The organism is Bradyrhizobium sp. 141, from assembly GCF_023074055.1.
In the GTDB taxonomy this organism is placed as follows: Bacteria; Pseudomonadota; Alphaproteobacteria; order Rhizobiales; family Xanthobacteraceae; genus Bradyrhizobium.
In genome coordinates, this window is the sequence record NZ_JADPKR010000082.1 from 1 (window position 1) to 12,759 (window position 12,759).

Annotated in this window: 12 protein-coding genes; 5 read left to right on the forward strand and 7 right to left on the reverse strand. The window is 65.2% G+C overall.

Features of this window, described 5'->3' with window-relative positions; translation table 11 throughout:
• Positions 1-108 precede the first annotated feature (108 nt).
• Both IVA81_RS23380 and IVA81_RS23385 read right to left on the reverse strand, forming a co-directional pair.
• Entirely contained in the window at positions 109-870 is a 762-nt protein-coding gene (locus tag IVA81_RS23380; protein ID WP_247322346.1) for an ABC transporter permease, read from the reverse strand.
• A complete protein-coding gene (locus tag IVA81_RS23385; RefSeq protein ID WP_247322347.1) occupies positions 867-1,790 on the reverse strand; it encodes an ABC transporter ATP-binding protein in 924 nt (307 codons plus the stop codon). The genes IVA81_RS23380 and IVA81_RS23385 overlap by 4 nt, the downstream gene beginning before the upstream one ends.
• Before the next feature lie 287 nt (positions 1,791-2,077).
• Between IVA81_RS23385 and IVA81_RS23390 the strand changes: the two genes are divergently transcribed.
• Positions 2,078-2,794, forward strand: a complete 717-nt coding sequence (locus tag IVA81_RS23390) for a hypothetical protein (RefSeq protein ID WP_247322348.1) — start codon at positions 2,078-2,080, stop codon at positions 2,792-2,794.
• Here IVA81_RS23390 and IVA81_RS23395 read toward each other — a convergent pair.
• Positions 2,791-3,969, reverse strand: coding sequence for a cytochrome P450 (locus tag IVA81_RS23395; protein WP_247322349.1), 1,179 nt, complete (start codon positions 3,967-3,969; stop codon positions 2,791-2,793). The genes IVA81_RS23390 and IVA81_RS23395 overlap by 4 nt on opposite strands.
• A 16-nt stretch (positions 3,970-3,985) precedes the next feature.
• Entirely contained in the window at positions 3,986-5,194 is a 1,209-nt protein-coding gene (locus tag IVA81_RS23400) for an ABC transporter substrate-binding protein (protein WP_247322351.1), read from the reverse strand.
• Between the two features lie 111 nt (positions 5,195-5,305).
• Here IVA81_RS23400 and IVA81_RS23405 point away from each other — a divergent pair, with 111 nt between their 5' ends.
• Together IVA81_RS23405 and IVA81_RS23410 are read left to right on the forward strand one after the other, a co-directional pair.
• A complete protein-coding gene (locus IVA81_RS23405) occupies positions 5,306-5,806 on the forward strand; it encodes a MarR family transcriptional regulator (protein ID WP_247322352.1) in 501 nt (166 codons plus the stop codon).
• Positions 5,807-5,962: 156 nt separating this feature from the next.
• A complete protein-coding gene (locus IVA81_RS23410; protein ID WP_247322354.1) occupies positions 5,963-6,904 on the forward strand; it encodes a LysM peptidoglycan-binding domain-containing protein in 942 nt (313 codons plus the stop codon).
• Between the two features lie 148 nt (positions 6,905-7,052).
• On the opposite strand, the gene IVA81_RS23415 is transcribed toward IVA81_RS23410, so the two are convergent.
• Both IVA81_RS23415 and IVA81_RS23420 read right to left on the reverse strand, forming a co-directional pair.
• On the reverse strand, positions 7,053-8,126 hold the full coding sequence (locus IVA81_RS23415; RefSeq protein ID WP_247322356.1) for a tartrate dehydrogenase: 1,074 nt from the start codon (positions 8,124-8,126) through the stop codon (positions 7,053-7,055).
• A 21-nt stretch (positions 8,127-8,147) separates the two neighbouring features.
• Entirely contained in the window at positions 8,148-9,446 is a 1,299-nt protein-coding gene (locus IVA81_RS23420) for an MFS transporter (RefSeq protein WP_247322358.1), read from the reverse strand.
• A gap of 152 nt (positions 9,447-9,598) precedes the next feature.
• On the opposite strand from IVA81_RS23420, the gene IVA81_RS23425 reads away from it, so the two are divergent.
• Together IVA81_RS23425 and IVA81_RS23430 are read left to right on the forward strand one after the other, a co-directional pair.
• Positions 9,599-10,516: a LysR substrate-binding domain-containing protein gene (locus IVA81_RS23425; protein ID WP_247322360.1), complete on the forward strand. Its 918-nt coding sequence runs from the start codon at positions 9,599-9,601 to the stop codon at positions 10,514-10,516.
• A 38-nt stretch (positions 10,517-10,554) separates the two neighbouring features.
• On the forward strand, positions 10,555-11,370 hold the full coding sequence (locus IVA81_RS23430; RefSeq protein WP_247322361.1) for an aspartate dehydrogenase: 816 nt from the start codon (positions 10,555-10,557) through the stop codon (positions 11,368-11,370).
• A 4-nt stretch (positions 11,371-11,374) separates the two neighbouring features.
• Here the strand turns inward: IVA81_RS23430 and IVA81_RS23435 are convergent, their stop codons facing one another.
• Positions 11,375-12,679, reverse strand: a complete 1,305-nt coding sequence (locus IVA81_RS23435) for a sorbosone dehydrogenase family protein (protein WP_247322363.1) — start codon at positions 12,677-12,679, stop codon at positions 11,375-11,377.
• Positions 12,680-12,759 lie beyond the last annotated feature (80 nt).

Here is a 12,759-nt window from a genome sequence, read left to right on the forward strand (position 1 = left end):
GTTTGAGGGACGACCGCCTTCCAACCAACAGGCCGCTCGCGAGCGCGCTTCCAAATCGCGCCGTAGCGAGCGGGCGGCCGGCCCGTTACCCCATCTACGGCGCGCCCATCAATTCTTCAGCCGATAACCCGTCTTGAAAATCCACCAGATCACGATGAGGCAGATCACCAGGAACGCCACCGTCATGCCGATGCTGACGGACACGCTGACGTCAGCGATCTCATAGAAGCTCCAGCGGAAGCCGGAGATCAGATAGACGACCGGGTTGAGCAGCGCCACCGTGCGCCAGGTGGGCGGCAGCATGTCGATGGAATAGAAGCTGCCGCCGAGGAAGGTCAGCGGCGTCACCACCAGCATCGGGATCATCTGCAGCTTTTCGAATCCGTCGGCCCAGATGCCGATGATGAAACCGAACAGGCTGAACGTCACCGCCGTCAGCACCAGGAAGGTCAGCATCCAGACCGGGTGCTGGATGTGCAGCGGCACGAACAGACCGGCTGTTGCCAGGATGATGAGGCCCAAAATGATCGATTTGGTCGCGGCGGCACCGACATAGCCGAGCACGATCTCGAAATAGGAGATCGGCGCCGACAGGATCTCGTAGATCGTGCCGGTGAATTTCGGAAAGTAGATGCCGAACGAGGCGTTGGCGATGCTCTGGGTAAGGACGGAGAGCATGATCAGGCCCGGCACGATGAAGGTGCCGTAGCTGACGCCCTCGACCTGGCTGATGCGCGAGCCGATCGCGGCGCCGAACACCACGAAATAGAGCGAGGTCGAGACCACAGGCGAGACGATGCTTTGCAGCAGCGTGCGCCAGGTACGCGCCATTTCGAACAGATAGATGGCGCGGATGGCGCGGTGGTTCATGACGTCCTCACGAGATCGACGAAGATGTCCTCGAGCGACGACTGCGTCGTGTCGAGATCATTGAAGCGGATGCCGGCGGTGCGGAGATCGCCGAGCAGGCTGGTGATGCCGGTACGCTCGCCCTTGGTGTCGTAATCGTAGACCAGCGTCGCGCCGGCATCGCAGAGCTCCAGCTCGTAGTGCCCGAGGCTCTCCGGCAGCGCATCGAGCTTGCCCTGCAGATGCAGCGTCAGCCGCTTCTTGCCGAGCTTCTGCATCAAGGTCGCCTTGTCCTCGATCAGGACGATCTCGCCCTTGTTGATGACGCCGATGCGGTCGGCCATCTCCTCGGCTTCCTCGATGTAATGCGTGGTGAGGATGATGGTGACGCCGGACTGCTGCAGCGTGCGCACCACCTCCCACATGCCCTTGCGCAGCTCGACGTCGACGCCGGCGGTCGGCTCGTCAAGAAACAGGATCTGCGGCTCGTGCGACAGCGCTTTCGCGATCATCACGCGGCGCTTCATGCCGCCGGAGAGCGTGATGATCTTGTTGTCCTTCTTGTCCCAGAGCGAGAGGTCCTTCAGCACCTTCTCGATGTGGGCGGGATTCTTCGGCTTGCCGAACAGGCCGCGGGAGAAGCTCACGGTCGCCCACACGCTTTCGAAGGCGTCGGTGTGCAATTCCTGCGGCACGAGGCCGATCAGCGAGCGCGCCTTGCGGTAGGAGGTCTGGATGTTCTCGCCGCCGACCAGGACCGTGCCTTCGCTCGGGTTGGCGATGCCGCAGATGATCGAGATCAGCGTGGTCTTCCCGGCGCCGTTCGGGCCGAGCAGCGCGAAGATTTCGCCGCGCCTGATGTCGAGATTGACGTTCTTGAGCGCCCTGAAGCCGGACCCATAGGTCTTCGACAGATTGGCGACGGAGATGATGGAGGACATGGATGGCCGTACGGCTGAGGGCAAAAGCTGGGGAGGGAGGCTGGAACCTGCCGGAGGGGCGGTCAGCGGAGCCCTGAGATAGGAATGCCTTTGCCGGGCCGCAATTGCCCGGAGAAAAATGGTCTCAAAACAGGCCCTTCGGTGGCCAGTTTCGGGCAAGTGTTGCGCGATGGTCACGGGTTGTGGGTAAGATTGGTCGTTCACGTGCCTCTTTGTTGCGTCTGCGAGCAGGCCGTGGCTACGATTCCGGCCAATCGCAAAGCGTATTGTCCCCAGGGAATAGATCGATGAGACCGAACGGCCGTCACACCGCCGGCGCCAGCCAGTTGTCCGCCCTCCGCGTGTGGGCGATGTGCCTGCTCCTGCTGTCAGCTGTTGCCTTCAGCCCGACCACCGCCAAGGCCGCGCCCAGCCAGGCCGCGGCCGCGACCACGCATGTTTACCTGCTTCGCGGCGTGCTCAACATCTTCTCGCTCGGGCTCGACACGATCGGCGCCCGGCTCCAGGCGCAGGGCGTCCCGGTGACCGTCGCCAACTTCGTCTCCTGGTCCTCGCTCGCCGATGAAGCCGCGACCGCCTACAAGGCCGGCCGGCTCAAGACCATCGTCCTGGTCGGCCATTCCTCCGGCGCGACCGCACTGCCCGACATGATCGCGAAACTCAACCGGCTCGGCGTGCCCGTGAAGCTCGCGATCGGCCTCGACTCCGTGTTCAAGACCAGGCTCTCGACCGGGGCGGAGCGTTACATCAACATCTATATCGGCGACGGTCCCGGCGAGCCGGTGAAGCGCGCCGACGGTTTCCGCGGCAAGCTCGACAATGTCGACGTGCGCGGCACCGGCGTCGGCCATATCTCGATCGACAAGAACGAGGCGATCCAGCGCCGCGTCATCGCCGAGATCGACGCCGCGATCATGCGCTCGCGCGCCCCGGCGCCGGTTGCCGAACCCGGCGCACCGCGTCCCGCGCGGGCAGCCGCCGCGACGGCTCCGGCAAGGAATTAGGAAGCCGTCACCCGAACGGGCATGCTCTCCAGCCCGCGCAGCGAGTTATTGAGCCTGCGCTTCGGCTCCGCCGTGAGCTCGATGGTCTTCACGCGCCTTGCGAGCTCGCTGAAGATCAATTCGCCTTCCAGGCGCGCGATCATCTGACCCACGCAAGCGTGGATGCCTGCGCCGAAGCCGACGTGGCCGGTCGCGCCGCGTTCCACCTCGAAACGGTCCGGCTTGTTCCAACGCGCGGGATCGCGGTTGGCGGAGGCCATGAACAGCAGCACCTTGCGATGTGCCGGGATCACGCCGCCGCCGATCTCGACGTCGCGCGAGGTGGTGCGAAAGAACGTCTGTATCGGTGAATCGTAGCGCAGGCCTTCCTCGAAGGCGTTGCGCGCCAGCTCCGGCTTGTGATGCAGCTTGCGGTATTCCTCCGGATTGGTCGCGAGCGCGAGCAGGGTGTTGCCGATGCCGTTGACCGTGGTGTCGATCCCGGCCGTGAGGAACGGCCGTACCAGATGCGTCGCCTCGTGCTCGGTGATCTCGCCGTCGTCGGCGGCCTGGTAGATCATCATGCCGAGGCTGTCGGGCTGTAGCGCATCTCGCGCGCAACAATCCATGATCCAGCTCTGCGCCGCCAGGCCCGCCTTGCGCGACGCGGCCTGGATCTCGTTGTCAGGGCCGAAGCTGTCGAACACGAAGGTGCTCCAGGCCAGCAGCTTCTCGCGGCCGTCCGGCCGGATGCCGATCGCATCCGGAAACACCTTCATCGGATAGGCCTCGGCGAGATCGGTCACGGCATCGAACGTGCCTTTCTCGATCAGCTCCGAAACCTTCTTCTCCGCTTCCGTCTGAAACGTCTCGCGCAGCTTCCTTGCAACGCCCGGAGACAGCGTGCGGCCGAGCACCCGTCGGCCCTTGTCATGGTCCGGCGGATCGATCTGCAGCGTCAGGGGCTTTGGCAGCGCAGGGTTCATCCCGTGCAGCCCGACGCCCTCGCCACTGATGAAGGTTTTCCAGTCCTTCAGGGCCGGCTCGACCTCGGCATAGCCTGCCATGGCCCACACGCCGTAACGCTCCAGCGCGAACGCAGGCCCAAGCGCGCGCAACGCCTCATAGGCAGGATAGGGATCCATCAGGAAGTCGGTTGCGAACGGGTCGACCGGACTGGATGCAATGCCGCTCATGGTCAGCTCCCAGCGGCTATTGCTTGGCCAGCGGGCATTGACCGTCGCTCTCGGAGCGGAACGCGTCCTCGCCCTTGATCGTGGCGACGACCTTCAAGAGATCCCAGCTCGAGGTCGACTCGTCGGGAGCCTTGACCTGCAAGAGATAGAGCGGATGGATCTTGCGTCCGTCCTTGCGAATATAGCCCTTGCCGAACAGGGGATCGTCGGTCGGCAAGTCCTTCATCGCCGCGACCACTGCCTTGCCGTCCTTGGCGCCACCGGCCTTGTCGACGGCCTTGAGATAGTGAATGACCGAGGCGTAGACACCGGCCTGCATGTCGTTCGGATAGGCCTTCGAGGGAATGCGTTCGGCGAAGCGTTTGGCGAAAGCACGCGTGCCGTCGTTCAGATCCCAATAGAACGGGTTCATGATCTGGGCGCCTTGCGCAAACTTCAGGCCGAGCGCGGGCAGGCCGTTCATGCCGAGGATCAATCCGACCAGCTTGCGGTCCTTGGTCAGCCCGAACTCGGCGGCCTGCTTCATCGACGTGATGGTATCGTCACCGGCATTGGCGAAGCCGACGACGTTCGCGCCCGACGCCTGGGCCTGGAGCAGGAACGAGGCATAATCAGCCGTTCCCAGCGGGTGGCGCACGCTGCCGAGCACCTCGCCGCCGGATGCCTTCACGGCCTCCGCCGCCTGCTTCTCCAGATCATGGCCGAAGGCGTAGTCCGCGGTGATGAAGAACCATTTCTTGCCGCCCTGCTGCACGATCGCCTTGCCGAGGCCGCGCCCGTAGGAATAGGTGTCGTAGGTCCAGTGCACGGTGTTCGGGGTGCACTTCTCGCCGGTCAGGAGCACCGTTCCGGCGCCCGATCCGACGAAGGCCTTGTTCTTCTCGGCGCTCATGCCGGCCACCGCAAGCGCGATCGACGAGTTCGGAAGGTCGAAGATCGCATCGACACCCTCGTTCTCGTACCAGCGCCGGGCGATGCCGATGCCGATATCGGTCTTGTTCTGATGGTCGGCGGCGACGACCTCGACCGGCTTGCCGGCGGCCTTTCCGCCATAGTCTTCGACCGCCATTTTGGCGGCGACGACCGAGCCGATGCCCTGATAGCTGGCGAACGGACCCGATTGGTCGTTCAGAATGCCGATCTTCACCACATCCTGGGCGAATGCCGGCGCGGCCGTCAGCATTGCCGTCAACATGCATAGTTTATGCAGGAATTTGCTGTTCATTGTTCCCTCCCATGAGCGGTCTTGGTGCCGCTATATAATAGTTATATTTTATAGCTATTTTCGAGAGTGTCAATTCGGCCGGCTTATGGCCGCCGCCGCGGATCGAGGATCATGAGCGCGAAAGCATCGAGACCCGGAGCCAAGTCCGCTCAGCCATCGGAGACGTCGCTGGATCTGCGCGCGCTGCAGCGGACGCCCGGCTTCATGCTGCGACTCGCGCAGCTGAAGTTCTTCGAGGGCTTCTACGAGGAGTTCGCCGCCTTGGGCCTGACTCCCGCGACCTATGCGATCTTGGCGATCGTTCGCGACAATCCCGGCGTTCCCCCCAGCAGCCTCGCCAGCGTGCTCCGGCTGCGCCTGCCGAACCTGATCAAGATCCTGAACGAGCTCGAATCATCCGGCTTCATCAAGCGCCATCGCTCGAAGTCCGATCGCCGCGCCGTCGAGCTGTTGCTCACGCCAAGGGGCGCAAAGCTCATTCAGGACGGGGCAAGGCTGACGCAGCCCTATAATGAACGGATGCTGGCGCCACTCTGCGAGGCCGAGCAACGCACGCTGCTCGAACTGCTGAATCGGATTCTGCCGCTCGAGCCCTCGGCCAAGCCGGCCTGAGGCCGATCGTCGCAAACTCCGTCATGTCCCGCGATGGGCAGCAGGCCGACGGGCTGCTGGAGGGGGCCGCCGGTTCCGTGCCCCAAAATCCACCCAATCGGTGGTCACTAACCCCCGGAGGGGGACTTTGCCTCCCGTGGTGGGACTGCTGGACTGATGATTGATCTGAGGCGACTAGTCGCGCTGGCAGCCGTTGCACTGCTCGCCTTGGGCCCCGGCGTGGCCGCTGCCTCACCCGCCAAGTCGAAGCCCGCTGCGGCCGTACCTGCCGCGCCGCCGCCGCCGCCGTTCGAGCCGTTGCCGCCGCCGAATATCTACCTGTTCCGCGGTGCCATGGGCCCGATCTTCTCGACCGGCATGGACCGGCTCGGCGAGAAACTGACACAGGCCGGCTTCGCCGCCGACGTCTATGAATTCACTCTGTGCCGGTTCATCGGCAACCGCGTCATCGCCAGTTACAAGGAGAAGGCGGCGCCGATCGTGCTGATCGGCCACTCCATGGGCGGGCTGTGCTCGATCGTCATCTCCGAGATGGCGGCCAAGGAGAAAATCCCGATCAGCCTCGTCATCGCCATCGATCCCGCGCACGCGACTGGCGACGTGCCGCTCAATGTCGAGCGCTTCATCAACATCTTCCTGTCCGACAGCGTGCTCGGCGGCGGGGACGTCGTCGCGGTCCCCGGCTTTCGCGGCCACTATGCGAGTTACGACTTGAAGGAAAACGCGCGCGTCTCGCACATCAACATCGAGAAGTCCGACGACATCCATCGCCAGATCGTCGAGATGGTGACGCAGTTGCCGCGCATTCCGCCGCAGACCCAGGCCAATGCCGTGCCGCTGCGCTATCTCGTGCCAGCGGATACCCTGGTCGAGTTGTGGGATAGCGGCGTGCGGCTGCCGGTGCGCCGCGGCGACACCATGGAGAGCATCGCCGCCGCCAATCGCGTGCCGCTGTGGACGCTCGCGCAGAGCAATTCGCTGCCGGAAAACGCGCAGCTCACCCCGGGCCAGACCATCATCGTGCCGCGCCATCTGACACCGCCCGAGCCGGCCGCCGCGATGGCGACGCCGCCGTCTCCGCCGGCGGGGCGGAAATAGGGCGCGCTGCCGCAAGTCGGTGCTTGTTGAGCGGGCGATCATTCCACGAATTCGTCATGCCCGGGCTTGTCCCGGGCATCCACGTTCTCGGCGCCGCGCGAAAAATCGTGGATGGCCGGGACAAGCCCGGCCATGACGCAGGGCGTTCTCACACGTTCGACCCCAGGATCGCGTCGATCACGGCATCCGTCACTTCCTTCGTCGTCGCCTTGCCGCCGACGTCCGGCGTCAGCACGCCGGCGGCGCAGACGCGCTCGACGGCGGTCATCAGCCTCGAGGCGGCATCCATCTCGCCGAGATGCTCGAGCATCTGCGCGCCGGTCCAGAAGGTCGCGACCGGGTTGGCGATACCCTTGCCGGTGATGTCGAAGGCCGAGCCGTGGATCGGCTCGAACATCGAGGGGAAGCGGCGCTGCGGATCGATATTGCCGGTCGGCGCGACGCCAAGGCTGCCGGCCAGCGCACCGGCGAGGTCGGACAGGATGTCGGCGTGCAGATTGGTCGCGACGATGGTGTCGAGGCTCTTCGGATGCAGCGTCATGCGCACCGTCATGGCGTCGACCAGCATCTTGTCCCAGGTGACGTCGGGGAACTCGGTCGCGACCTCGGCCGCGATCTCGTCCCACATCACCATGCCGTGGCGCTGTGCGTTCGACTTGGTCACGACGGTCAGGAATTTGCGCGGACGCGACTGCGCGAGCTGGAACGCATAGCGCATGATGCGCGTCACGCCGACGCGGGTGAACACCGCCACTTCGGTGCCAACCTCTTCCGGCAGGCCCTTGTGCGCGCGGCCGCCCATGCCGGCATATTCGCCCTCCGAGTTCTCGCGCACGATCACCCAGTCGAGATCGCCGACGCCGACATTGCGCAGCGGCGAGGCGACACCCGGCAATATCTTGGTCGGGCGCACATTGGCGTATTGGTCAAAGCCCTGGCAGATCGGCAGCCGCAGGCCCCACAGGGTGATGTGATCGGGCACGTCGGGCGCGCCGACCGCGCCGAAATAGATCGCGTCGAACTTCTTCAGTTCGTCGAGGCCGTCAGCCGGCATCATGACGCCGTGCTTCTTGTAATAGTCCGAGCCCCAGTCGAAGGTCTTGATGTTGAAGGCGAGGTCGCCGCTGCGCTTTGCCAGCGCCTCCAGCACGCGGACACCGGCCGAGATCACCTCGGGGCCGATCCCGTCGGCGGGGATTGCTGCGATCGAATGGGTGCGCATGAATATGCTCCGTTTGAGATGTCAGTAGGTTTGTGGGACGGGTTCGACGGGCGCGGTCTGCGCGCGCGACAATAGCAGGGTCAGGACCGCGGAGAGAACGAGCAGGCCGGCGACGAAGTAGAGCCCGCCGACAAAGCTGCCGGTCTGGCCCTTGATCCACCCGATCATGGCGGGACCGACGAAACCGCCGAGATTGCCGATCGAGTTGATGGTGGCGATGCCGGCTGCGGCCGCAGGGCCGGACAGGAACAGCGTCGGCATGCTCCAGAGCGGCGGTTTTGCCGAGGAGATGCCGATGTTGACGAGTGTCAGCGCGATCAGCACGGTCACGACGCCGGTCGCAAGGCCGGCAAAGGCGAGCCCCGCGGCGGCAAGCAGGCAGGCCAGCACGACGTGCCAGGTGCGCTCGCCGGTGCGGTCCGAATGCCGGGCCCACAGCACCATGGCGACGACGGCGGCGGTTGCCGGCAGTGCGTTGAGGAAGCCAACCTGGAGCGAGGACAAGCCGAATTGCTTGATGATCTGCGGCGCCCAGACGCCGAGCGTGTAGAGGCCAGCCGAAGTGCCGAAATAGATCAGCGCCAGGGCCAGCACGCGCGGATCGGCGAGCCCGCGCCAGATGCTGTGCTTCGCGGTGGCAGCTTTGCTGGTCGTCTCTACGTTCATGGTCTCGACCAGCCATCTCCGCTCATCGTCGGCGAGCCACTTTGCTTTCTCCGGGCGGTCGGTGAGGAATGCCAGCACGACGAAGCCGAGCAGCACGGCCGGCAGCGCCTCCAGCACGAACAGCCATTGCCAGCCCTTGAAGCCGAGCATTCCGTCCATCTCCAGCAGCGCGCCGGAGACTGGCGATCCCAGCACGGTCGAGAGCGGCGCCGCCGCCATGAACAGCGCGGTCACCGCCGCACGCTGGCGCGCCGGGAACCAGTAGGAGAGATAGAGGATGATGCCGGGAAAGAACCCGGCCTCGGCCACGCCGAGCAGGAAGCGCAGCACATAGAAGCTGGTCGGGCCCTGCACGAAGGCCATTGCGGCTGAAACGATGCCCCAGCTGATCATCACCCGCGCGATCCAGATCCGCGCGCCGACCTTGTGCAGGATGATGTTGGAGGGCACCTCGAACAGGAAATAGCCCCAGAAGAAGATTCCGGCGCCGAAGCCGTAGACCGTCGGCGACAGGCCTATGTCCTTGTTCATCGTCAGCGAGGCGAAGCCGATGTTGACGCGGTCGATGAAGGCCACGAAGTAGAGCAGCATGATGAAGGGAACGATGCGCCATGTGATCTTGCGCAGCACGCGCGTCTGAATCTCGCTCGCCACCCTGGCCTCCCTGTCCTGGTTTCTCGTTATCGGCAGACCCGGAGGTCCATGCCGACAAGGAGCCTAGGCGGGGGACGGCTGGGGACTCAATTGGCACTGGTTTATACAAAAAAATGATATAATCGTCTCGGGGCCGGACGAGAGGATACGGAATGGAATTGCAACAGCTTCGATGCTTCGTGGCGGCGGCCGAGCAGTTGCATTTTGGCCGCGCGGCGCAGCATCTCCAGATGCTGCCCTCCGCGCTCGGCCGCCAGATCAGGCTGCTGGAGGAAGATCTGGGCACGCGGCTGTTTGCGCGGACGACGCGTGCGGTGTCGCTGACGGAAGATGGCGCGACGCTATTGCGCGATGCGCGCGCCATCCTCGCCCGCGTCGAGGTGGTCGCGAGCAATCTGCGCAACCGCTCGCGCGCGGGGGCTGCTCGAAAACTCCGGGTCGGCGCCATCGACAGTGCCGCGGCCGGGCTGTTGCCGGCGCTCTTGCGCGACTTCCGCGCAAAATATCCTGACATCGCGGTGCAGCTTCTCGAGGACAAGACCGTCCGGCTGCTGCCAAAGATCTTGACCGGCGCGCTCGATCTCGCCTTTGTTCGCCCGCCCGCCAGTGCGGACAAGCGGCTCGAATTCCGCGATCTGCTCCAGGAGACCGCGATCGTGGCATTCCCGCAGCGGCATGCGCTGGCCAAGAGGACCTCGATCACGCTGGCCGAGATCGCCGACGAGGCGATGCTGGTACCGGACCGCCGCTCGCGGCCGCACAGCCACGACCTCACCATGAAACTCTTCGAGCAGGCGGGCCTCACGCCACGCATCGTGCAGGTCGCCGACGAGAAGCAGACCATCATCAATCTTGTCGCAACGAAGCTCGGGGTCGCGATCGTGCCGCGCTGGACCGCGCGGATGGCGGTGACGGGGGTGCGCTTCGTGTCGCTACGGCCGAAGCAGAGCGGCCCGGTCGGCCGGCTGCCGCTGGCTGCCGCATGGCTGCGCGGCTCGCGCGATCCGGCCCGCGATGCGATGCTGGCGGTGCTCGATGCCCGCCTGCGCAGCTATGCGCGGGAGGCTTGAGAGGCTATGACGTTGGCGTGACGAGAGGGTGGGATGCGATGACCGAACGAAACGACTTGCGGGTTGCCATCGCGGGCCTGGGCTCGATCGGCACCAAGATCGCCACAGCGCTCGATCAGGGCATCGAAGGGCTAGCGCTATCCGCCGTGGCGGTGCGCGATCCCGCAAAGCATCGGGCGTTCCTCGATAGCCTCCGCCGCCCGCCGCAGGTCCTGCCGATCGGCCAGCTCGGCGAAGCCGCCGACATCGTGGTCGAATGCGCGCCGAGCAGCCAGTTGCGCGCGATCGTCGAGCCCGCAGTGAAGCGCGGCAAGGCCGCGGTCGTCGTCAGCGTCGGCGGGCTGCTCGATAATTTCGATCTCGTCGATCTCGCCCGCGCCAATGGCGGCCGCATCCTCGTGCCGACAGGCGCCCTGATCGGGCTCGATGCCGTCAATGCCGCCGCGGTCGGTACCATCAATTCCGTGAAGATGGTGACGCGCAAGCCGATCGACGGGCTGAAGGGCGCGCCGTTCATCGTCGCGAACAACATCGACATCGACAAGCTGAGCGAGCCGCTAAAACTGTTCGAGGGCACCGCGCGCGAGGCCGCCAAGGGCTTTCCGGCCAATCTGAATGTCGCGGTGGCGCTGTCGCTCGCGGGCGTCGGACCGGATCGCACGCAGGTGCAGATCTGGGCCGATCCGACCGTGACGCGCAACGTTCACCGCATCGAGGTCGAGGCGGATTCGGCGCGCTTCTCGATGTCGATCGAGAACATCCCGTCCGAGAATCCCAAGACCGGCCTTATCACCGCGCTCTCGGTGATCGCGCTCCTGCGCAAGCAGCGCGCGACGCTCTGCGTCGGGACGTGAACTCTTAAGCGCCCGTCACGCGCCAGATCACGTTGCCGACGTCGTCGGCCATCAGCAGCGACTTCTTGTCGGGGCCGATCACGACGCCGACCGGGCGGCCGTAGGATTCCTTCTCGTCCGGGGACAGGAAGCCCGACAGGATGTCGCGGCCGGGGCCGGAGGGCTTGCCGTTCTCGAACGGAATGAACACCAGCTTGTAGCCTGAGAGTTTGCTGCGATTCCACGAGCCGTGCTGGCCGATCACCATGCCGTCGGGGAAGCCGGGTAGGGTGCCTGCCGGCATCCAGCACAGGCCGAGCGAAGCGGTGTGACCGCCGAGCGCGTAGTCCGGTTGAATCGCCTTGGCGACCAGCGCCGGATCCTGCGGCACGCGATCGTCCACCGTCTTGCCCCAGTAGCAATAGGGCCAGCCGTAGAAACCGCCGTCGCGCACCGAGGTGAGATAATCCGGCGGTGTCTCATCGCCGAGGCCGTCGCGCTCGTTGACGACGGTCCAGAGCACATTCGTATTCGGCTCCCAGGCAAGGCCCACGGGATTACGCAGGCCTGCGCCGAAAATGCGATGCGTGCCGGCGACGAGGTCGAGCTCGTACACCGCGGCGCGGCCCTGCTCGACCTCCATGCCCATCTCGGCGATGTTGCTGAGCGAGCCGACACCGGCATAGAGTTTCTTGCCGTCGGGGCTTGCGAGCAGGCTGCGCGTCCAGTGCCCGCCCGGCTTGAAAGTCGTGAGCCGCTTGCCCGCCGCGGTGATGCGGTCGGCGCCCGCGACATAGGGAAACGCCATCACGCCGTCGGTGTTGCCGACATAGAAAGTGTCGCCGACCAGCGCCATGCCGAAGGGTTGGCTGAGGTTTTCCATGAAGGCGCCGCGATGTTCGGCGACGCCGTCGCCGTCCTTGTCGCGCAGCAGCGTGATGCGGTTGGCGGAAACGCCGAGCGCGGCGGCGCGCCGCATCGTTGCCTGCATCGCGTAATGAAACACGGATCTCGGTGCGCCTGCGATCTGCGTCGCCTCCGCGATCAGCACGTCGCCATTGGGCAGCACCTCGATCCAGCGCGGATGATCGAGACCGCTCGCGAACGTATTGACCTTGAGCCCGGACGCGACCGTCGGCTTCTGTCCTTCGCTCCAGCCGCGCGCGGACGGCATCTTCAGCGTCGGGATCGCACCCTGCGGCTTCGCTTCGGGAATGGCGGGCCTCTCTCCCCAGGCCGGCGCGGGCTCGGTGCCGGTCAGCTTCCGCCATTGCAGCGCGACGCCGCCGAGGACTGCGACGAACTGCGCGAAGATGCTGGAAAAGGTCATGAGAAGCCCCTGTCGAACCCTTGAGGCACAGTTCAACGCCGGATCGCCCAAAGCCCCGCGCGGGCTCAGGCCTGATCGTC